Consider the following 20,466-nt stretch of genomic DNA (forward strand, 5'->3'; position numbering starts at 1 on the left):
CCGCGCGCTGCTCCAGATTGCCGATTTACAACGTCGGCAATCCTCACCCGAGGCCAGTGTTCTTCGGCGCCACTCTCAGTGTCAAGACTTTCGTCACGATCATTTCTAACGTTGTAGGAGGTTGCGTCATATGCAACGACTAATCTTCGGCGGCAAGCCCGGCGGACAGGCTTGCGGCCCGGCGGACGAGTGGCCCGCCGGGCCGCATGCGAGCTTGACGCTGTGCCCTACGCCATCTCTGGCACGTGGAGGTGGGCGAAAGCGATCTCCATCTCGTCGACGTTGGTGATTCGCGCACCCATCTCGCCAGCAGCCTGCTCACGGATCTGCATGGCTGCGTCGCGACTGGCTTCCAGGGTTTGCCTGCTGTCGAACGCTGCGGTGCCCACCACTCGGCCGGCCGCGCGGTCGATCATCAGGCTCGCGCTGCAGAACCCGTCCATCTGCTGAAGCCGCGGCAGCACGGCCATCTTGAACGTGTCGATGGCTCGCTCGGCCGACGACGGGTCACCGCTGAGCCAGGTGAGGCGAGCGCAGGCGCCTTCGGGGGTGGCGTGGTCGCGGTGCATCACCGCCACCTCCCAGTGGCGCACGTCGCTGTCGGCGGCCCCGAGCCGCTGCTCCGCCCGGCCGCGCAGCGGCAGTACCGCCTCGGCGCTACGCCGCATCGCGTCCTCGGTCTCCCACGCCGTCGCCGCGATGCTGCGGCCTGAGTCGCGGTCGACGAGCAACGACATGCCCACGCATCCGTCCATCTCCGACACTGCGGGGAAGATCTCGTCGCGGACCAGCCCGACGCCGACGTCGAGGTTGGCGGGATCGGCTTGCATTTCGGTGGCGCGTACGAACATGTCGCGCTCCCATCTTTGTGCACGGCAGCGTCCCGGCGGCGCTGCCTCTACTCCCACGCTCCGTCGCTACCGGAGGGCCGTCAAGAGGACAACGGTTGCGGAGTGGCCCCGTCGCCGCGTGGTCCTCCTGCCGACCCAGTGGACGATCGGGTTCGCTCCCCGTAGATCGGCCAGGACGAGGTCGGCGCGCATACCCGGGGAAAGCCGGCCACGGTCGGTCAGCCCCACGACCTGCGCCGGCCCGGACGTAATCAGCCCGGCCCCCGCGAGTTCGGTCGCCGACACCCGCGTGCGAGCAGGCGCACCTCGTCCTGGAGGAGCTGCGCGAGTGCGGGTGGCCGGCTAGCTCGCCCAGCGATAAAGATGTTCCGGACGGCCCACGTCGCCATAGCGCAGTTCCACCCGGACCGCGCCGAGCTTGACCAGATGGTCGAGATACCGGCGGGCACTGACCCGGGACAAGCCGACGTCCTCGGCCAATGAGGTGGCCGAACACGGCTCGGCTAGTTCACGCAACCGGGCCACGACCACGTCCATGGTGACGGTGGACAGCCCCTTCGGCAGCCGAGCCGGACTGCTTTCCGGCGTCCCGCTGAACAGTCGGTCGACGTCGTACTGCATGACGGTGGAGTCGCTACGCGCGGTCAGCTCCGCACGCATCCGATGGACGCGGAGCAGCCGGTTGCGCAGGTCCTGCTGCCCGAAGCCCGTTGTTGTTCGAGAACGACTCCACCCTCGTGTGGGGCCTGCTGGCCAGCCTGTTCATCGGCAATGTGATGCTCCTCGTGCTCAACCTGCCGCTTGCACCGCTCTGGGCGCGGATCCTGCAGCTACCCCGGCCCTACCTGTACGCCGGGATCCTGTTCTTCGCGGTCCTCGGCAGCTACAGCGTCAACGCGAGCACCGTGGACATCATGGTGCTTCTCGCCGTCGGCATGCTCGGCTACCTCATGCGCCGCTACGGTCTGCCCGTCGTGCCCGCCATCATCGGCGTCATCCTCGGCCCGCTGGCCGAGACACGGCTGCGCAAGGCGCTGCAGATCAGCAATGGCGACTGGTCAGTGCTGTGGTCGACGCCGTTCGCCGTCGCGACCTATGCGGTGCTGGCGATCCTGCTCGTCATCATCGCAGCGCGCACGTGGTACACCAGAACGCACCGCGTGGCACCCTGAAAGTGACCTACGGCGCCCGATATGCCCGCTTTGTGGAGCAGTTCAGCGTGCCATGCAATCCCCGACCCGGACCGTCACTTGATGCCGTAGACCCGCCGGGCGGTGCCGGCGAACATCTCGTGGCGTTCCGAGGCGGACAAGTGCGCGGTGAGCTCCGTCGCGGCGTCGATCACGCGGCCGTAGGGCGCGGCGAGTTCGCACACCGGCCAGTCCGTGCCGACCATGATCCGCTCCGGTCCGAACAGCTCCAGCATGACCTCGACGTACGGCCGCAGATCGGCGACCGCCCAGCTCGCCCAGTCCGCCTCGGTCACCAGGCCGGACAGCTTCACGTAGACGTTCGGCGCGGCGGCGAGTCCACTGATCCACTCGCGCCAGGCCGGCACGGCGCCGCCGGCCACCGGCGGTTTGCCCGCGTGGTCCAGAACGAACGACAGTTGGTCGTGGTCGTGCGCGAGCTCGACGGCCGATGCGGCCTGATCAGCGCGGATCAACAGGTCGTAAACCAATCCCGCCGACTCCAGCGCCGTCATCGCGCGCCGCACGTCCGGGCGTTGCAGCCAGCCAGCGTCCGGCTCGGTCTCGACTTGATGCCGCAGCCCGACCAACCATCGTCCTGCCGGAGCCGAACGCAACTCGTCGAGCTCCGCGGCAAAGGCCGGCGACGTCAGGTCGGCCCAGCCCACCACCCCGGCCACCAGCCCGTCGCTGGCCGCGGCGACATCGAGGAACTCGCGCGTCTCTGTCGTGTCGCTCACGGTCTGGACCAGCACTGTCGCCGCGACCCCCGCAGCGTCCGCCCGAGCACGCAGATCATCGAGCCCGTACCGGCGCCGGATCGGGTCGAACGCCGCGGGCCGCATGAACGGATAGTCCCGGTCGGCCGGATCCCACAGGTGATGATGTGCATCGACGATGTGCACCGCGGTCAGCTCCCGATGGCCACGGCGAAGATGTGCATCGCCGGCACGCCACCGACCACGTCGTCGCTGATCTTCGGCAGATCCACCCGCGCGACCTCCTTGTCCTCCAGTGCAGTGCTCGCACAGTAGATGGTTGCCGCCGTGTTCGTCTGCTGGTTGCCCGGGCGGTTCTGATAGGGCGCCACGATGACTGCGTCGCCGTCGGGCCGGGGCTCGCCGTACCAGTCCGGTACGGCGAGCGTGAAGGTCTGCCGCGTGCCATCGACGTACACCACGGTCGCCGGTCCTGCGACCGCTCCGTAGGTACCGCACGCCAGAAAGCCCAGTGTCGCTCCCCGACCGGAGATCGCCAGTGACTGTCCCGAAGCGATCGCGTTGTCAGGCCTGCCCGCCGGCACGTCAGGCCAGGTGAACTCGAGGCCGCGGTGCCTGACGACGGCTCCGGGCGTGACGCCGGCCTGCGCCAGTGCCTGCGCCGAGATCGATGCGCCATTGCCGTCGAAGTTCCCGGCGTCGGTGTCGGTGTCGTCGGTCACGGCGACGTTGCTGAAGCTTTCCCGCAGCGTGACGGTGGTGCCGCCCCACACCCGAACTTCGCTGTCAGCGCTGGTCGACCAGTCGGGGCCAGTGGCCGCACCAGTCAGGGTCGCCGTACCGGTGGGCGTGCCGTCCGGGACGGTCACCTGGAACTCCACCGCCTGCTCAGCGCCCGGCCGGACGGGACGGAGTGCGACCTTCGCCGGCTCGACCGACCAGCCTTCCGGGACCTCGAGTGACACGGATGCACGCACCACTGGACGTTCGACGGCGCGCAGCGTCACACCGACTGAGAACGGCGAGCCGGGTGAGACCTCGACAGGCGTGCTCACCGCCATCTTCTGCAAGGCGTAAGCGCGATACGTGTGGTTGCCCTCACCGACCAACTCGACCTGGTCGCTCGCGGTCTTCTTGATCCTGGCCCGCCCGCCCCGAGTCGCGTCGACCACGGCGAATCGGCCGGCGAAGAGCTTTCCGCGCAAAGCCACGGTGCCGTCTCGATCGGGGGTGACCCGGTACTCGTCGGCCTGTCCGTCACTCCACGTCGCGCCGACCGTGTGGCCACCACGCGCTCGAAGTCCGTCCACGGTGCCGTTCGGCCACTGCGGTGGCAGCGCCGGCAACAGGTGCACCTCGCCGGCATGACTCTGGAGCAGCATCTCCGCGATACCGCCGGTGGCCCCGAAATTGCCGTCGATCTGAAACGGCGGGTGAAGGTCGAACATGTTGGGCGCCAACCGGGCCGGTGTGACCAGGTAATTGATCAGGTCGTGGGCGCGTTTTCCTTCTTCGAGCCGCGCCCAGAAATTGATCTTCCACGCCAGCGACCATCCCGTGCCGTCGTCGCCGCGGATCTCGAGCGTCCGCTTGGCGGCCTCGAAAAGCTCCGGGGTGCCGCGTTTGGTGATCTGGTTGCTGGGGTGCAAGCCGTAGAGGTGCGACACGTGCCGATGCAGACGCTCGGTTTCGACCCAGTCGTAGAGCCACTCCTGGATGTTGCCGCGCGAGCCGATCTTCATCGGCGCCAGACGGTCCTTGGCGGCCAACACCTGCGCCCGGAAGTCGGCGTCGATCCCGAGCACCTCGCTCGCCTTGGCACATCCGGTGAACAGGTCGGTGAGGATCTGGTTGTCCATCGTCGGACCGGCCGCCACGCTGGCATTCGGGTGGTGGCTGAGCTCCGGGGAGTTAGACGGGTTGGTGACGAGGTAACCGAGGTCGGGCTCCTCCACCAGAGTGTCGAGAAAGAACTGCGCAGAACCCTTCATCGCCGGGTAGTACTCGCGGAGGAAGTCCACGTCACCGGTGAACTGATAGTGATCCCAGATCATCGTGGCCAGCCATGCACCGCCGGTCTGCCACATACCCCAGAACGCGCCGTCGACCACCGACGTCGCGCGCCAGCCGTCGGTGTTGTGATGGGTCACCCAACCACGCGCCCCATACTGCACCTCAGCGGTGCGCGCACCGGTGACGCTGAGGTCGCTGATCATCGAGAACACCGGCTCGAAGCACTCGGACAGGTTCGTCGTGTCAGCAGGCCAGTAGTTCATCGGCAGGTTGGCGTTGAGCGTGTACTTCGAGTCCCACGCCGGGAACAGCTCGTCGTTCCAGATGCCCTGGAGATTCGCCGGCTGCGTACCTGGCCGCGACGACGAGATCAGCAGATACCGGCCGAACTGAAACAGCAGCGCGGAGAACTGCGGGTCGTCGACGCCGCCGTGCTGAGCGATCCGGACATCCGTCGGCTGGTCCGCCGCCGAGGTACGTCCCAAGTCCAGCGTGGTCCGGTTGAACAGCTCCTGGTACTCGGCGACGTGCCGGCTGCGCAGCTCGTCGTACGGCGTCCCCAGCGCGGCCTCGAGGTGGCGCCGCGCAATGCCCTGGTAGTCGCCGCTGACGTCCGAGTAGTTCACGTAGCTGCTGCCGATCGAGAGCAGCAGGACGACGCTGTCGGCGTCAACCACGGTGAGCTCGCCTTCGGCGCTGCTGACGCTCCCGCCGTCGGCGATAGCCCGCGCCAGAGTCAGGAACCGGACCTGTCCGGTGACGCCCTCTTGGTCGCTGGAGACGCCGTCCAGCGCGATCGTGGCGTCGTCCGGACTGGCGACGACGGTCCGCTGGGCGCTGTCGAACTCCGCCGTGAACGAGACCGACCCGGGCACGTCCGCGCTCAGCCGCATGGCAACGACCTGGTCCGGCGCACTGACGAACGTTTCACGCCGGTAGTTCACCCCGTCGACGACGAAACTGGTGAGCGCTGTGGCCGTGGTCAGGTCCAGCTGCCGGGAGTAGTCGGTGGCGCCACTCATGCCCGGCACGGTGAGCCGCAGGTTGCCCACGGTCTGGTACGCCAGTTGCCCCACCGGGTCGCCGAGCATGGTCTGGTCGATGAGGTCCTGCGCTTGGATCCACTCGTTCTCGAAGACAAGCCGGCGGACCTCTGGCAGAGCCGCGAGCGCCTGGGGATTGGCCGGATCGCACGGTCCGCCGGCCCAGATCGAGTCCTCGTTGAGTTGCAACCGCTCGGTGCCCGGATTGCCGAAGACCATGGCGCCCAGGCGGCCGTTGCCCTGCGGGAGAGCACGCAGCCAGTCGCCGCCGGCCGGCTCGTCGTACCAGAGGGCGAGGTCGTTCGCCGCCTGCACCTCGGGTGGCGGGGTGGACGAGGCCCGTGCTGCTGCCGTCCACTGCAGCGGCAGCAGCAATGCACCCGCTCCCGCCGCGCCGAACTTGATTGCTTGCCGTCGTGTCAGGTCTGGCATCTCGATCCTCCGGTGGACGTCGTCGACGTAGGCGGGCGGCTCGGGGCCGCTGGAGCTGCCGACTCGACACCGCGGGAACGTGCTCGGTGCGCGCCGGCAGCACGAGGAGGTTCCGTGCAAGGTGACGGCAAATCTACAAAGATCTGATCTTTACGTCAATGGCATCACCAGCTGACATATCGGATGCCCCAAAGTGGTGGAATGTTCGAGTAAACATCTAATCTACTGGGCGGTCCTATCCAGGAACTGCGTTGCGGGCGGGGTAATGGCCGGGTGTCAGCCGACCTCGCCGATCGGTACGTCGGGGTCGGCGAGCCGGTCGGGGTCGATCGGCTCGCCGGCACGGATGAGAGCCGCTCGACCGTCTCGGACGCTCCCCAGGCGTTGACCGTCATGCCGGCCTGCACCACGCCGTCGCACGTCCAGAACGCGGCGAACCCGTCGCCCAGTGCGCCGTCCTCGGACTTGCTGCGAATGACGACGTCGTCCGTCGGATTCCCGCGTCCGACGTACTCGAACGCCATTCCGAACTGAGCGGAGAAGAAGTACGGCAGACCGTCGTACGCCGCATCGGCACCCAGCATCGAACCGGCAGCCGCGGCGTCCTGCCGTCGGGCGTTGTCCCGACCCGGTCGCCGTGCCGACGAGATCCACGCCGAGCGTCTTGTCGCCGGCCCGTCCACGGGATCTCCCGCATGCTCACCCGGACCTGGTCACCGAAGACGTCGCCGGGGACGTTGCGCAGGTGGACGGGCCGGGCGCCGTCGGTCCCGCCGAGGTGTCGGTCGAACGAGCCGCGCAACGGGTCGGTCGGCGTCCCGCAGGCAGCGGCACGCCGACCGACCGCTGGTCTCAGGTGGCCGTCAGCGGCAGTTGATGGCCTCGTGGTCGTGGGTCGTCTCGACGCCGTCGGCCCGGACGACCGTCTGCCCCGCCTCAAGCGACGAGGCGCCGGCCGCGAACGGCGTCCGCCAGACCTGGCCGGGCTTCAGCACGTCTCGTTCCCGGGACTCGCCCAGGGCCGTGACGGTCACGTTGGTGCGGGCATCCGAGGTGTTGGTCGTCCGCACCACGACGAACGCCTGGGTGCCTCGGCACTGGGTGGCCACCTCGGCGCTCACCGGGCTGAGGTCCACCGGCGTCAGGGTCCAAAACCGGTCGGCGGTCTCCTCGTCGGTCGCCGTCGTCCTGTCGCTGGCACCGAGCCCGACGGTGATCGTGCCGTCGTGGCCGTTCCCGGAGGAGTCGAGCACCGCGGTACCCCCGTCGGGCTCGTCGAACGCGTAGTGAATGACGTCTCCGTCGGCCGGTGCCCCGGCGGCGAGCTCGGAGACCTCAGCGGCGGACAGCGCGCGGCTGTAGATCGCGAAGTCGTCGAGCGCACCTTCGAACGCCGGGTCACTGCCGTACTGCGACCTGCCGAGCCAGTTCCGCCCGTTCGAGGCGCCGAGGTCGGCCGGTGACACGGTGATCCGGTCGTTCGTGGCGACGGCCTCGCCGTCGATGTACAGGGTGCCGGTGGTTCCGGACACGGTGACCGTCACCTGCGACCACTCGTCGAGAGGGAGGTTCTGACCCGGGTAGTCGAGTCGCTGCTCTCCCCCGGCCCCGCCCGTCGTAATGGCGAACCGCGGCCCGCTCCCGGCGTTGAGGGTGAGGAACATGCTCGATCCCGTACCCGAACCGATGTCGAAGACCCGGGCCCACGTCGGCAGGGCGGACGGCTTCACCCAGGTGGAGACCGACCAGTCGCCGTCGAGCCCGTCGACGACGCCGTCCGGCAGCGTGACGTACGAGTCGGTCCCGCACATGTCGAGCGCTGTCCCGAGCCTTCCCGGCTGCCGCGGCCCGTCGGGGGTGCAGTTGGAGGTCGGTGTCCCGTCGGTCCACTGGACCACAGCGGCGCCCGGCTCGGTGCTCATCCGCTCGACGCCGAGGGTCAGGCCGGTCGCGTAGTTGGCGAGGCGGACGTTGCCCCGGCCGTCGGGCACCAGCTGCCACAGCTGTTCCTCACTGCCGTCCTCCTCCTGGACGACGGCGGGTGCACCGTTGCCGGTCGCGCCCGGCTGCGCGCCGAGGAGCAGCCCGCTGGCCGTGTCGGCCACCGTGTAGAGGCCCGAACCGGCGTCGCGGATCTCCCACGTGCTGCCCTGGCCGGCCACGGACTGGACGGCACCGCCGTCGTCCGTGCCGAGGGGTAGGCCGGAGTGGACGTTGTCGAGGGTGTACGTCCCCGCCAGGCTCTGGGTCTCCCCCGCCTCGGACACGACGACGTGGTAGCCGTACGCCGGGTTCATGACGACGGGAACGGTGATCGACCCGTCGTCGCCGACGGCGTACGTCGTCTCCGAGACGGTGATCGGTCCCTCGGTCGGCGTCGTGCGACCGTAGGACGGCGTGACCTCGAGCTTGACGTTGACCTCGTCACCCAGGGCGAGCTGGTCGAGTCCGTTGACCTCGATCGAGGTCGGGCCGCTGTTGCCGCCCGCGATGATCCGCACCTCGTCCTTGGCATCGTTCACCGCGGCCGCACCGTCCAGCGGGCTCTCGTTCGACGGCGGCGTGGTGGTGACCATGTCCCCGGTCATGTCGGCGTACCAGGTGTACAGCCAGTACGCACCGTTCGGCGCGCCACCGCGCTCGACCAGCAGGTCGCCCAGGGTCCCGGACTGGTTCCAGAAGGCGAGCTCGGCGCGATGGATCCCGAAGCGCTCGAACTTGGCGATGTACCCGACGAGAGGTCCGGGCAGGCCCACCTCCTGCGGGTGGGCGTACTCGGCGATGTCGATCGGGAGGTCTGGCAGGCCCAGCTCGTCAAGCATGGCGCGCACCGACTCGACATCGCCCTTGATCTTGGACGATCGGATGAGCTCGTGCCACTCGAGCACGTCGGGGACGGTGTTCGTCTCCTTGGCGAACTCGAGGAACTGTCGCATGTCGGAGATGTTGTCCGAGAAGCTCGGCCCCTGGATCGGGACGTCGGGGCCCAACTCCTCACGCAGGATGTTGTAGCTGAACTCCCACAGCTCCTCGAACGTGCCGTTCTCCTCGAGCCAGGTGTTGTCCGACTCGTTCCACGGGGCGTAGGCGACGACGTTCGTCACTCCCGCCGCCTCGACATCCGCCACGACGTCCCGGATGACGTCCTCCCACGCCTTGCGGTCCTCGGTGTTCTCCCAGCTGAACTGGTACGGCCAGCCCGGGTAGTAGTCGCAGAGCCGGACGACGATCCCGGCGTCGTGGCGAGCAGCCGTCTGCCAGACGTCGAGCGTGTCGCCGGTCGGCTGCTGGCGTCCGCCGGGCGGCATCTGGACGAACGTGTTCGGCTTGATCGGGGCGATGAGGTCGTCGGACGGCACGCCCTCGTCGGCGAGCCCGTACAACGACCCCGTGGCCACGTGCGAGACCTCGCGGAACGGCTGATCCGCCTCGACGACCAGCGTCGATTCGGGCCCCGGCTCGGCAGCCACCGTGGTCGTGTTCACGGCGGCTCCCACGGTGCCGAGGGCAACGGCGCTCGCGACCGCAATGGCCGTCGTCGCGATCCATCGACGCCGGCGCGCCATCGGTGATCTTCTCGTCAGAGACATCCTTGTTCCCCTCGTGCTGACGCGGACGGCACCGCATCGGGGCCCTCCGCAAACGGGATCGTTCGAATTCTTGAATCTCGCCCCGGGCCGTCCGGAGCCTCGCGCTTCCTCCCTTCTTTCATTGCCAGCGGCCGAGCCCGCGGATGTCGAACCGGTTCGAAAGCCTCGGAAGCATCTCTGTGCGTGAATCGGCGTTTCGGGCAGGGAATGTTCCCGGTCAATTGTGGCGACAATTGTGAGCGTTAACAACACGCCTGTCAAGAGCCACTCGACAACCGGGATCAACGACTACATCGTCAAACCTGGCAGACGATCACCGGGAGTACAGCCCACGCTCGCCCCCGGAGCGGCAAAGCCGAGCTGGCGAGCCGTCAGTGGGATTCGCGGGGCACGGCGGGGCCACGCGAGCCGACCAGGAAGTCGAAGTCGGCCCCTTGGTCGGCCTGCAGGACGTGCTGCGTGTAGAGCCACCCGTAACCAGTGCCGTGCACCGGCTCCGGCGGCTTCCAGGCCGCGCGCCGCCGCTCTATCTCGTCGTCGTCCACGTCCAGCGTGAGAGCGCGCGCCGCGATGTCGAGGGTGACGGAGTCGCCGGTGCGGACGAACGCGAGCGGCCCGCCGACCGCCGACTCCGGGGCGACGTGCAGCACGACGGTGCCGTAGCCGGTCCCGCTCATGCGGCCGTCGCAGATGCGCACCATGTCTGTGACGCCGGCGCGCAGCAGCTTCGTCGGGATCGGGACGTTGGCCACCTCGGGCATGCCGGGGTAACCGCGCGGGCCGGCGCCACGGATGACGATGACGTCGTCGGCCGCGATGTCGAGGTCGGGGTCGTCGCAGACCTCGTGGTAGGCCTCCGGGGTGTCGAAGACGACGGCCCGCCCGGTATGCCGCAGCAACCCCGGCGACGCAGCGGACTGCTTGACGACGGCGCCGCCCGGAGCCAGGTTGCCGTGCAGCACCGCGGTGCCGGAGCCGGCCGGCTGCATCGGCTCGGCCAGCGGGCGGATCACCTCGCGGTTCCAGCACTCCGCGGTCGCGACGTTCACACCCATGGACAGCCCGGTGACGGTCAGCGCGTCGCCGTCGAGCAGACCGGCGTCGGCCAGGTCGCGCAGCACGACCGGCAGCCCCCCCTGCGTAGCAGAAGTCCTCCATGAGGAACCGGCCCGAAGGCATGAGATCGACGACGGTGGACACCTGCCGGGCCAACTCGTCGAAGTCGTCCAGGCTCAGCTCGACGCCGAGCCGCCCGGCGATCGCCATCAGATGGATGATCGCGTTCGTGGACCCGCCGATGGCCGCGTTGGCCCGGATACTGTTCCCGAACGCCGCCCGCGTCATGACGGCGCTGGGCCGCAGGTCCTCCTCGACCATGCCGACGATGCGGCGCCCGGCCTCCTGCGCCACCTCGAACCGGCGCATGTCCACCGCCGGCCAGGTGGCGGAACCGGGCAGCTGCATGCCCAGCGCCTCGGCGACGCAGGCCATGGTCGAGGCCGTCCCCATGGTCATGCAGTGCCCGTTGGACCGGGCCATGCACCCTTCGGCCTCGAAGACCTCGTCCTGCGTCATCCGGCCGGCCTTGAGGTCCTCCTCGAACTTCCAGACGTGTGTGCCGGAGCCGACGTCCTGGCCGCGGAACTTGCCGTTGAGCATCGGTCCGCCAGTGACCATGATCGCCGGCAGGTCGACGCTGGCCGCGCCCATGAGCAGGCCGGGCGTGGTCTTGTCGCAGCCGGACAGCAGCACGACGCCGTCGAGCGGGTTGGCCCGGATCAGCTCTTCGGCCTGCATGGCCAGCAGGTTCCGGTAGAACATCGCCGTCGGGCGCATCAGCGTCTCGCCGGTGGCCATGACCGGGAACTCGAGCGGAAAACCGCCGGTCTGCCAGACGCCCCGCTTCACCGACTCGGCGACCCGGTTGAGGTGCGCGTTGCACGGCGCTAGCTCGGACCACGTCGACGCGATGCCGATGACCGGCCGGCCGTCGAAGGCGTCGGGACCGAAGCCCTGGTTGCGCATCCAGGACCGGTAGATCATGCCGGATCGGCCGGCCGCCCCGAACCACGCCTGGCTGCGGCGAACATCGTCGTCGGGCGTCACAGGGTCACCTCCGTCGTATTCGACGCGTCGCGCAGGATGCCGGCCAGGTTCCCGCGCACACCGCACTGGCCGAGTGCGAACGAGTCCGCGAGGCGTTCGGCCTCGTCCGGAGTGACTCCTTCGAACGCCTTCGCGAAGTCGCCGACCATGGCCTCAGCCAGCATGACGTGGCGCACATGACCGTGGATCCAGCGCCTGGCTCCCCAAGGGTAAGGCTGGAAGTCCGGGAACTCCTGCTCGAACAGCTCCTCGATCGGCCGCAGGATGTGGCGGATCTCCGCATCGGTCGATCCCCAGGAATCCACGCCGAAGCGCGCCTTCCGCTCCAGGACCGGAGCGCTGCCCGAGACCCGGCGGATCGCGCCGGCGTTCGGCGCGGTGCCGGTGGTGGACGGTGGCGCGCTGCCGGTGTCTGCGGTGGCGCGCCGTGGCGATGGCGGGTGCAGCGGTCGTGGCGCGGTGACGGCTCCGGCAAGTAGCCCTCGAACGAAAGAAAGGCCCCCGCGCCGAGGTGTGGCGCGGGGGCCTTCGTCGTTCGTTGGAACGGTCAGCGGAGGGTGATCGAGTGCCCCGGGAAGTCCGCCACCAGCCGGACGCGGCCGCCGAGTGCAGCCACGTACCGGGCGATGGTGTCGACTTCGGTCTTGGACAGCTCGGCCGACTCGAGCTTGCTGATGCGCTTCTGGCTGACCCCCATCTCTTTGGCCACGTCGGTCTGCGTGCGGCCCTGCGCCTTGCGAATCTCTGCCAGGTGGTACGCAGCCACTTCTGCGTCCAGCTCGGCACGAGCTCGCGCCAGACCTTCCTCCGTGACGTTCATACGGGGACGCGTTTCGTCCCACCTGGGCCAGTGTCGGGTGGCGGTAGTGGTGGTTTTGTTGTTGGTCGTGGGTGTCACTGCATGCTGATCGTGTCCCCTTAAGGTCAGGTGGCGCTCAGCCACTCGTCGTATCGGTCATCCGCGAGCGGTACGGCTTTCCTGTACCAACGGCTCCACTCCCCTCGCTTGTCGCCGGCCACGAGGAGGACCGCCTGGCGGCGAGGGTCGAATACGAACAGGATCCGGACTGTTCGGGCTCGAAGCTCTTTCATGTTGTTGTGACGGCTGCCCTTGATCGTGTCGACCAGGGGCCGGCCGAGACTCGGGCCATCGTCGGCGAGCCGGTCGATGGCTGCAGTCACGTTCTCGGCGGACGGCCCGCTCAGATCCGCCAGCCATGCAGCGACCTCGGGGTGCTGATGGATCGCCCATGACACCGACTATACCTCCTAAGGTGTACAACGCCTAGGGTATGTCACGTCATGTCACGTGGGCCGGAGACACGCGCACCCGCCGAAACCGTGGCCTCGACGAGGTGACGTGACATGACATAGGCAGGAGCGTGCTTTGAACAGCGCGTGAATCGACGCTCGACACCCGCTGCGGCAGACCCTCGACGCTTCTCGGGCATGTCGGTGTAGACGCGGGCGTCGTCCACGGCGACCGCGTGGCCACTCAGCAGCGCGTAGTGGGTGAGGCGGCGATTGCCCGAACCCGTGCCTGCCTCACTCCGACTGATCACCAACTACCCACAGTCCGCAGATACATAAGATGTCTCAACGTGGTTTGTGCACACCTCTAGGTTGACGAGCGAGGAAACACTTCCATATACTCCAGAATCATCTGATCTTTACGCCTGCATTTGCTGCTTCTGTATTGGCGAGGACCCCTATGCCGCAGATCACCGCTGTCACCGTCGAGGACGTGCGCTTCCCCACGTCGTTGACCGGCGACGGCTCGGATGCCATGAACAAGGACGGCGACTACTCGGCCGCTTACGTGGTCCTGCACACCGACGGCACCGACACGACGGGCGCGCCTCTCGCCGGCCATGGCCTGACCTTCACGATCGGCCGTGGCAACGACATCGTTGCGGCAGCAGCGGCCCAACAGGCCGCCCACCTCGTCGGATGGGACATCGACGAGATGGCCGCCGACATGGGCCGGGTCTACCGGTTTCTCTCGTCGGACTCGCAGCTGCGCTGGCTGGGCCCGGAGAAGGGCGTGGTGCATCTGTCGCTCGCGGCCGTGTTGAACGCATCCTGGGATCTCGTCGCGCGCCGGGCGAGCAAGCCGCTGTGGCAACTGCTGACCGACATGACACCCGAGCAACTGGTCGACATCGCCGACCTCCGGTACCTCTCCGACGCCTTGACTCGCGATGAGGCGCTGGAGATCCTCCAGGCCCAGGAGGCCGGCAAGGCCGGGCGGGTGGCCGAACTGGCCCGGCGCGGCTACCCCGCTTACACCACATCGGCGGGCTGGCTGAACTACGACGACGACAAGCTGCGGCGACTGTGCCAAGAAGCCGTCGACGCGGGCTACGGCTACGTCAAGCTCAAGGTCGGCGCCGATCTCGACGACGACATCCGCCGCTGCACGATCGCCCGCGAGATCATCGGCTACGAGCGCGAACTGATGATCGATGCCAACCAGGTCTGGGACGTCGGGCAGGCGATCGAGTGGGTACGGGAACTGGCCCGGTTCGAGCCGCTGTGGATCGAGGAGCCGACGGGGCCCGACGACATCCTGGGCCATGCGGCCATTCGCCGAGCGGTCGCGCCGATCGGGGTGGCCACCGGCGAACACTGTCACAACCGCGTCATGTTCAAGCAGTTGTTCCAGGCTGGCGCAATCGACTTCTGCCAACTCGACACCGGGCGGTTGGCCAGCATCAACGAAATCGTCTCCGTGCTTTTGCTCGCGGCGAAGTTCGGCGTGCCGGTCTGCCCGCACGCCGGCGGCGTCGGCCTGTGCGAGATGGTTCAGCATGTCGCCGTGCTCGACTACGTCGCCGTCTCCGGCGATCTCACGAACCGGGTCACGGAATTCGTCGATCACCTGCACGAGCACTTCACCGACCCCTGCGTGGTGAGCGACAGCGGCCATGGGACGGCCTACGTCCTGCCCCGGGATCCCGGCTACTCGACGCGACTGCACCCGGAATCGATCGACACCTACCGGTTCCCTGAGGGCCACTATTGGGCCTCGGCGCCGACACCTGGGCTCGGGAACATCGGTGTGGCAGCCGCCGTGAAGCCGTAGGCACATACTCGTCTCATGTCTCGCACCGAAGAAGTCGTCGACGGCATCAAGCGGATGATCCTCGAAGGCACGCTGCGCCCCGGCGACCGGCTGCCGATCGAAAAGGACCTCGCCGAGGCCCTGGGAGTCTCGCGCGGGCCGTTGCGCGAAGGTGTGTCCGCGCTGTCGATTCTGGGCATCCTCAACACTCGCCAGGGCGACGGCACCTACGTCACCAATCTGGACGTCACCCGGTTGCTCGCCCCCATGGAGTTCGTGGTGGACGTTCACGGCGACCTCTCCGCCTCGCACACCCATGCGGTCCGCCGCCTGCTGGAATGTGAGGCCGCCCGGCTGGCCGGAAGCAGGATCTCTGACGAGGCGCTGCGTGAGGCCGCTGATCTACTCGACGAGGCGGCACGCATCATCGACGACGAGCCCGAGCGACACGAGCAGTTGATCGAGATCGACATCGCCTTTCACCGCCTCATCGCAACCCACAGCGCCAATCCCGTACTCAGCGGACTGATCGAGGCCTTCGCCGGTCGCACGGTCCGGGAACGCCTGTGGCGCAGCCTGCACGAAGAGGGCGCGGATCGGCGCACGCACGAGGAGCACCTGGCGATCCTGCGGGCGCTCGAGGCGCGCGACCCCGATGCCGCCCACATCAGGATGGCCAACCACCTGATCGGCGTCGAGGAGTCATTGCACGACCACCTCGAGGACGGCGACTCCCCCGCCGAATCTCCCAGCGCCGATTGAGCGCACCTCAGTCGGCCGAATCCAACAGTCCCGCCGCTCGTAGCTCCGCCCAGAGCTCGTCCGGCACCGTCACCCGGGCGCGTCGCAGCGTCTCGTGCACCTGTTCGGCAGTACGCATCCCCACGACGGTCGAGACGACCGCCGGGTGCCTCCACACGAAGGCCAGCGCCGCTTCGGGCAGCGTGACGCCGTGGGCGGCACACACGTCGGCGATCGCGTTCGCCCGTTCGACCACGCGCCTCGGCGCCTGCTGGTAGTCGTAGGTGGAGTCGGCCGGCGGGCGGTCGCTGGCCAGCAGCCCCGAGTTGTACACCCCGGCGATCACGACGCCCACCGCTCGCTCGGCCGCGGCGGGCAGCAGATCCGCCAGCGCGCCCTGCTCGAGCAGCGTGAAACGCCCGGCGCACATGACGACGTCGATGTCGGTCTCACGGACGAACCGGGTGAGCATCGCCGACTGGTTCATGCCTGCGCCGATAGCGCCGACGACACCCTGGTCGCGTAGCTCGATCAACGCGGGGATCGCCTCGGCGACCGCTTGGTCCCCGTGATCATCCGGGTCGTGCAGGTACGCGATCTCGACGTGGTCCAGGCCGAGACGCTCCAGGCTGGACTCCACCGAGCGCAGGATGCCGTCGCGGCTGAAGTCCCAGACTCGGCGGTGGTCGGCGGCCACGTCGAAGCCCTCGGAGTCTCGCTGGTGCGCGGTTTGCGGCGACGGCACCAGAAGGCGGCCGACCTTCGTCGACACGGCGAAATCCGCACGCGGCCGTCCCCGCAGGGCGGCTCCGAGTCGCCGCTCGGACAAGCCGAGTCCGTAGTGCGGGGCGGTGTCGAAGTATCTGATGCCCGCCGCCCAGGCGGCCTCGGCTGCGGCCTCGAATTCCTCGTCGGAGGTCGCGCGGTAGAGATTCCCGCCCTGCGCTGCGCCGAAGCCCAGCTCGGTGAGTCCGATGGCCGGCCTTCGTATCAGCTGATGACGGTTCAGTGCCGATCCGATGCCCATCAGCGTCCCAGCCATCCGCCGTCGACCGGGAGGACCACGCCGTTGACGTAGTCCGACGCCGACGACGCGAGAAACACGGTGGCACCGCCGAGGTCTTCGGCCTGCCCCCAGCGGCCGGCCGGGATGCGCGCCAGGATCGACTGACTTCGCTCGGGGTCATCCCGAAGTGCCTGGGTGTTGTCCGTCGCGATGTACCCGGGCGCGATGGCGTTGACGTTCACCCCGTGAGCGGCCCACTCGTTCGCGAGCGCCTTGGTCAGACCCGCTACGCCGGACTTCGACGCGGTGTACGAGGGAACGTTGACACCGCCCTGGAAGCTCAGCAGCGAGGCGGTGAAGATGATCTTTCCGCGGCCGCGACGCACCATGTCGGCGCCGATCTCCCTGCTCACGTGGAACTGACTGGTCAAGTTGACCTCGATGACGTGGTCCCACATGTCATCGGGATGCTCGACCGCCGGGCGACGGGCGATGGTGCCGCCGTTGTTCACCAGGATGTCGATCGGGCCGAGCGATTTCAGTCGCCTGATCAACTCCTGTACGGCGGCGCGATCGGCAAGATCGGCACGTATCGGCGTGAATTGCCGCCCGGCCGCGCGCACCCTCTTCTCGACGTCGCTGCCGGTCGGCTCCAACTTCGCCGAGACGCCGATGATGTCGGCGCCCGCCGCTGCGAGCGCCTCGGCCATCGCCAACCCGATTCCACGCCGGGCACCCGTCACGACGGCGACACGGCCGGACAGGTCGAACGGAGTCGTCATCAATGTTCCTTCTGCCACTCGATCAGAACCTTCATCACGCTGCCTCCGCCCTCCAAGGCCTCGAAGGCAGCACCGACCGAGTCCACGGACTCGATCCGCGAGATCAGCCGGTCCGCCGGGATGGCGCCGGCCGCCATCAGCCGGACGGCCTCGGTCATGTCATCGCGTTGGTAGAGCCGGGCACCGAACAGTTCCAGCTCGCGCCAGAAATACCGGTGCAGGTCGATCTCGCGCGGTTGGGTGTGGATCGCCACCATGACCAGGCGTCCCCGCGTGCCGAGTACGTCGACGGCGGTGGAAACGCCGGCGGCCGAGCCGGAGACCTCGAAGGCGATGTCCGCGCCCGCACCGTCGGTGCGCTTGTCGATCAGCGCGACCACGTCGTCGGTGGTCGGGTCCATCGACTCGATGCCGATCTCATCGGCCACACCGCGCCGGAACGCATCAGGCTCGGCCAGAACGACGTGGGCTCCACGGCCCTGAGCGACTGCGGCGATCAGGACACCGACGGGCCCGCCGCCGATGACGACGACGTGATCGTCAGCGCCTACGTCGGCCCGGCGAACGTCGTGCACGGCCACGGCCACGGGCTCGACCAGCGCGGCGTGGCGTAGCGAAAGCTCAGCCGGAAGCGGGATGACGAGCTCGGCGGGCACGGTCCACGACGCCTGCATCGCGCCCGGCGAGTCGATGCCCATGAAGTCCATCGCCTGGCAGATGTGGGAGTTCCCACGCCGACACGCCGCGCACTGGCCACAGAACTTCGTCGGCATGACCGTCACCGGCATTCCGACGCTCAACGCCGTCACACCGGCTCCGACAGCCGCGACCCGGCCGGACATCTCATGACCGATCACCGCGGCCGCACCCACCCGGCCATCCATGTCCCCGTGATAGATGTGAAGGTCGGTTCCGCAGATGCCGGTGTAGGCCACGTCGATGCGTACCTGCCCGGACCCCGGCGGCTCGGGGTCGCGTTGTTCGATTTCCAGTGTCCGCGCACCGCGGTACACCACCGCTGTCATGGTTCCTCCGTCTGTGTGGCCCGTGCGCCGGTCATGGCGGCGACGAGGTCGTCGGTCGTGGCCTGATCCGCCTGGAAGCGGGCGGCGCGCCGGCCCAGCCGCAGCACCTCGACGCGGTCGGCGACCTCGAGCACCTGTGGCATGTTGTGGCTGACCAGGACGACGGACATGCCGGCATCGCGAGCGCGGCGGACCACGTCCAAGACCCGCTCGGTCTGCACCACGCCCAGGGCCGCGGTGGGCTCGTCGAGGATGACGACGTTGGTCGCCCAGATGATCGCCCTGGCGACCGCGACGCTCTGCCGCTGGCCGCCGGACAACATGGCGATGGGCGTCGTGACCCGGGGGACACGGACACCCAGCTGGCTCAAGGCCTCCGTCGCGCCGCGGCGCATCGCCCGCTTGTCGAGCAAACCGAGCCGGCCGAGCGGACCGGATCGCAGGATCTCGCGCCCCAGGTAGAGGTTGGCGGCGACGGTCAGATCGTCGGCGACCGCGAGGTCCTGGTACACCGTCTCCACGCCCGCCTGCCGCGCGTCGACGGGTGTGGAGAACCGCACCGGTCGGCCGTTGACGCGGATCTCGCCTTCGTCGGGGGCGTGTACGCCGGAGAGCGTCTTGATCAGCGTGCTCTTCCCGGCGCCGTTGTCGCCGATGAGCGCAACCACCTCGGCCTTGTGCACGGTGAAGTCCGCACCGCGCAGTGCTTCGACGTGGCCGAATCGCTTGACGATCCCGCGTGCTTCGAGCACGGGCACTCCGGCGCCGGCATCGGTCGGCTCGGTGGTTGGCTCAGGCCGCGATGTGGTGCTCATCATCCGACCGGCGGGTTGTCGCAGCTGGGCTCGAGGATCGCCGCGGCTTCGTCGGTGTCGACGTTCTCCTGCGTCAGGAACGTCACCCCGGTGTCGGCGGACTCCAGCGGGGTGCCCTCGCGCAGGTGGTTCACCATGTTCGTCACCCCGAGGTAACCCATGTTGAACGGATTCTGCACGACGAGGGCCGAGATCTGGCCGCTGCGTAGACCCGCCACCTCGTCGGGCGCCGCGTCCCAGCCGATGATGACGATCTCGCCCGAGAGCCCCGCCGCCTCGACCGCTTGCGCGGCGCCCAGCACGCTGGGCTCGTTGGCCGCGAAGATGCCGGCGAGGTCGGGATTGGCGGTCAGGATGTCCTCGGTGACCCGCCGGGCCTCGTTGACGTCACTGTGGCTGGGCTGCTGACCGACCAGGGTGAGGTTGTCGTGCTGGGCCAATCCCTCGGTGAAACCCTCGACCCTTTCGGTGTTGGTCTGCGAGCCGGGCTGGAACTCGATCAGCGCCACGTCGTGCTCGCCTTCACCGAGTTCTTCGGCCAGCAGGTTCGCCGCCTCGACCGCCGCGGCGCGGTTGTCGGTGGCGTACAGCGGCACCTCGTCGGGCTGGGGTTCGGTCCCCGAGTCGATCATCGCCACCGGGATGCCGGCGTCGAGTGCCGCCTGGGTGGCCGGAGCGAGCGCCGCCGAGTCGGTCGCGGCGTACACGATCCCGTCGACCTGCGTGGTCACGAAATTCTGGACCAGGTTGACCTGACCTTCCACGTCGGTCTCGGCCGTCACGCCGTCCCACTCGACGGTGACGTCACCGGCCTGCTCGGCGGCGCATTCCGCGCCGGCCCGTACGGTGGTCCAGAACTCATGGCCGACCGCCTTGGGCAGGACGGCCAATTCCAGCGGTCCGGGCGCGTCGCCCGATGGGTCGGCGGCCTCCGTGGCCTGGTCGTCGTTCCCGTCGCGGACCTCGACGCCACCGCAAGCGCCCAGGACGGTGGTGGCGACCAGGACGGTGAGCGCCGCGGCATGACGACGACGGGCGGGCGGGCGGCGACGGGTCTTGATGCTGTGCGCCATCAGTGAGTCCTCTCCG

General features: G+C 68.5%; 17 protein-coding genes and 3 pseudogenes. 4 read left to right on the forward strand and 16 right to left on the reverse strand.

Going from position 1 to position 20,466, the window contains the following annotated elements; genetic code table 11:
• Positions 1-227 precede the first annotated feature (227 nt).
• From M6444_RS09360 to M6444_RS09370, 3 genes and pseudogenes are all read right to left on the reverse strand, one after another.
• A complete protein-coding gene (locus M6444_RS09360) occupies positions 228-851 on the reverse strand; it encodes a hypothetical protein (protein ID WP_298326000.1) in 624 nt (207 codons plus the stop codon).
• Between the two features lie 66 nt (positions 852-917).
• Positions 918-1,121, reverse strand: a pseudogene (locus tag M6444_RS09365) (hypothetical protein); the annotation flags it as partial.
• A gap of 72 nt (positions 1,122-1,193) precedes the next feature.
• Positions 1,194-1,511 (reverse strand): helix-turn-helix domain-containing protein, encoded by a 318-nt coding sequence (locus M6444_RS09370; protein WP_298326004.1) that lies wholly within the window; start codon positions 1,509-1,511, stop codon positions 1,194-1,196.
• Between the two features lie 47 nt (positions 1,512-1,558).
• On the opposite strand from M6444_RS09370, the pseudogene M6444_RS09375 reads away from it, so the two are divergent.
• Positions 1,559-2,023, forward strand: a pseudogene (locus M6444_RS09375) (tripartite tricarboxylate transporter permease); the annotation flags it as partial.
• A gap of 74 nt (positions 2,024-2,097) precedes the next feature.
• Here M6444_RS09375 and M6444_RS09380 read toward each other — a convergent pair.
• From M6444_RS09380 to M6444_RS09390, 3 genes are all read right to left on the reverse strand, one after another.
• Positions 2,098-2,940, reverse strand: coding sequence for an amidohydrolase family protein (locus M6444_RS09380; RefSeq protein WP_363326298.1), 843 nt, complete (start codon positions 2,938-2,940; stop codon positions 2,098-2,100).
• A gap of 11 nt (positions 2,941-2,951) precedes the next feature.
• On the reverse strand, positions 2,952-6,248 hold the full coding sequence (locus M6444_RS09385) for a glycoside hydrolase N-terminal domain-containing protein (RefSeq protein ID WP_298326012.1): 3,297 nt from the start codon (positions 6,246-6,248) through the stop codon (positions 2,952-2,954).
• Between the two features lie 164 nt (positions 6,249-6,412).
• Complete coding sequence (locus M6444_RS09390) at positions 6,413-6,832, reverse strand: hypothetical protein (RefSeq protein ID WP_298326016.1); 420 nt, start codon at positions 6,830-6,832, stop codon at positions 6,413-6,415.
• Positions 6,833-6,885: 53 nt separating this feature from the next.
• Here M6444_RS09390 and M6444_RS09395 point away from each other — a divergent pair, with 53 nt between their 5' ends.
• A complete protein-coding gene (locus M6444_RS09395; protein ID WP_298326019.1) occupies positions 6,886-7,125 on the forward strand; it encodes a hypothetical protein in 240 nt (79 codons plus the stop codon).
• On the opposite strand, the gene M6444_RS09400 is transcribed toward M6444_RS09395, so the two are convergent.
• The 5 genes and pseudogenes from M6444_RS09400 to M6444_RS09425 all read right to left on the reverse strand — a co-directional run bounded on the left by M6444_RS09400 (position 7,112) and on the right by M6444_RS09425 (position 13,159).
• A complete protein-coding gene (locus M6444_RS09400; RefSeq protein ID WP_298326021.1) occupies positions 7,112-9,733 on the reverse strand; it encodes a LamG-like jellyroll fold domain-containing protein in 2,622 nt (873 codons plus the stop codon). The two genes, M6444_RS09395 and M6444_RS09400, sit on opposite strands and share 14 nt — an antisense overlap.
• 476 nt (positions 9,734-10,209) lie before the next feature.
• Positions 10,210-11,881 (reverse strand): annotated as a pseudogene (locus tag M6444_RS22955) (IlvD/Edd family dehydratase).
• A gap of 59 nt (positions 11,882-11,940) precedes the next feature.
• On the reverse strand, positions 11,941-12,249 hold the full coding sequence (locus M6444_RS09415) for a hypothetical protein (RefSeq protein WP_298326028.1): 309 nt from the start codon (positions 12,247-12,249) through the stop codon (positions 11,941-11,943).
• A gap of 242 nt (positions 12,250-12,491) precedes the next feature.
• Positions 12,492-12,764, reverse strand: coding sequence for a helix-turn-helix domain-containing protein (locus M6444_RS09420; RefSeq protein WP_298326031.1), 273 nt, complete (start codon positions 12,762-12,764; stop codon positions 12,492-12,494).
• Between the two features lie 104 nt (positions 12,765-12,868).
• Positions 12,869-13,159 carry a type II toxin-antitoxin system RelE/ParE family toxin gene (locus M6444_RS09425; RefSeq protein ID WP_363326299.1) on the reverse strand — a complete coding sequence of 97 codons (291 nt, stop codon included), beginning with the start codon at positions 13,157-13,159 and terminating at the stop codon, positions 12,869-12,871.
• Positions 13,160-13,655: 496 nt separating this feature from the next.
• Between M6444_RS09425 and M6444_RS09430 the strand changes: the two genes are divergently transcribed.
• Both M6444_RS09430 and M6444_RS09435 read left to right on the forward strand, forming a co-directional pair.
• Entirely contained in the window at positions 13,656-15,029 is a 1,374-nt protein-coding gene (locus M6444_RS09430; protein WP_298326035.1) for an enolase C-terminal domain-like protein, read from the forward strand.
• A 15-nt stretch (positions 15,030-15,044) separates the two neighbouring features.
• The gene (locus tag M6444_RS09435; RefSeq protein ID WP_298326036.1) at positions 15,045-15,770 is read left to right on the forward strand and encodes a FadR/GntR family transcriptional regulator; all 726 of its coding nucleotides are present in this window, start codon (positions 15,045-15,047) and stop codon (positions 15,768-15,770) included.
• Between the two features lie 7 nt (positions 15,771-15,777).
• Here M6444_RS09435 and M6444_RS09440 read toward each other — a convergent pair whose 3' ends face one another.
• From M6444_RS09440 to M6444_RS09460, 5 genes are read right to left on the reverse strand one after another with little or no spacing between them, the layout of a single operon-like run.
• On the reverse strand, positions 15,778-16,776 hold the full coding sequence (locus M6444_RS09440; protein ID WP_363326300.1) for an aldo/keto reductase: 999 nt from the start codon (positions 16,774-16,776) through the stop codon (positions 15,778-15,780).
• Entirely contained in the window at positions 16,776-17,537 is a 762-nt protein-coding gene (gene kduD / locus M6444_RS09445; protein ID WP_298326042.1) for a 2-dehydro-3-deoxy-D-gluconate 5-dehydrogenase KduD, read from the reverse strand. Before kduD ends, M6444_RS09440 begins: the two co-directional genes overlap by 1 nt.
• Entirely contained in the window at positions 17,537-18,562 is a 1,026-nt protein-coding gene (locus M6444_RS09450; RefSeq protein ID WP_298326045.1) for an alcohol dehydrogenase catalytic domain-containing protein, read from the reverse strand. The genes kduD and M6444_RS09450 overlap by 1 nt, the downstream gene beginning before the upstream one ends.
• Complete coding sequence (locus M6444_RS09455; protein WP_298326048.1) at positions 18,559-19,377, reverse strand: ATP-binding cassette domain-containing protein; 819 nt, start codon at positions 19,375-19,377, stop codon at positions 18,559-18,561. Before M6444_RS09455 ends, M6444_RS09450 begins: the two co-directional genes overlap by 4 nt.
• A complete protein-coding gene (locus tag M6444_RS09460; protein ID WP_298326052.1) occupies positions 19,377-20,450 on the reverse strand; it encodes an ABC transporter substrate-binding protein in 1,074 nt (357 codons plus the stop codon). Before M6444_RS09460 ends, M6444_RS09455 begins: the two co-directional genes overlap by 1 nt.
• Positions 20,451-20,466 lie beyond the last annotated feature (16 nt).

This window comes from Haloactinopolyspora sp., assembly GCF_027324685.1.
Taxonomy (GTDB): Bacteria; Actinomycetota; Actinomycetes; order Jiangellales; family Jiangellaceae; genus Haloactinopolyspora.

What these genes read in the sequence shown, in the direction of transcription:
- kduD (WP_298326042.1), bottom strand. Translation starts at nt 17,537, where the DNA reads ATGACGACTCCGTTCGACCTGTCCGGCCGTGTCGCCGTCGTGACGGGT.
- M6444_RS09385 (WP_298326012.1), bottom strand. Translation starts at nt 6,248, where the DNA reads ATGCCAGACCTGACACGACGGCAAGCAATCAAGTTCGGCGCGGCGGGA.
- M6444_RS09460 (WP_298326052.1), bottom strand. Translation starts at nt 20,450, where the DNA reads ATGGCGCACAGCATCAAGACCCGTCGCCGCCCGCCCGCCCGTCGTCGT.
- M6444_RS09420 (WP_298326031.1), bottom strand. Translation starts at nt 12,764, where the DNA reads ATGAACGTCACGGAGGAAGGTCTGGCGCGAGCTCGTGCCGAGCTGGAC.
- M6444_RS09450 (WP_298326045.1), bottom strand. Translation starts at nt 18,562, where the DNA reads ATGACAGCGGTGGTGTACCGCGGTGCGCGGACACTGGAAATCGAACAA.
- M6444_RS09435 (WP_298326036.1), top strand. Translation starts at nt 15,045, where the DNA reads ATGTCTCGCACCGAAGAAGTCGTCGACGGCATCAAGCGGATGATCCTC.
- M6444_RS09360 (WP_298326000.1), bottom strand. Translation starts at nt 851, where the DNA reads ATGTTCGTACGCGCCACCGAAATGCAAGCCGATCCCGCCAACCTCGAC.
- M6444_RS09455 (WP_298326048.1), bottom strand. Translation starts at nt 19,377, where the DNA reads ATGAGCACCACATCGCGGCCTGAGCCAACCACCGAGCCGACCGATGCC.
- M6444_RS09440 (WP_363326300.1), bottom strand. Translation starts at nt 16,776, where the DNA reads ATGGGCATCGGATCGGCACTGAACCGTCATCAGCTGATACGAAGGCCG.
- M6444_RS09430 (WP_298326035.1), top strand. Translation starts at nt 13,656, where the DNA reads ATGCCGCAGATCACCGCTGTCACCGTCGAGGACGTGCGCTTCCCCACG.
- M6444_RS09390 (WP_298326016.1), bottom strand. Translation starts at nt 6,832, where the DNA reads ATGCTGGGTGCCGATGCGGCGTACGACGGTCTGCCGTACTTCTTCTCC.
- M6444_RS09370 (WP_298326004.1), bottom strand. Translation starts at nt 1,511, where the DNA reads ATGCGTGCGGAGCTGACCGCGCGTAGCGACTCCACCGTCATGCAGTAC.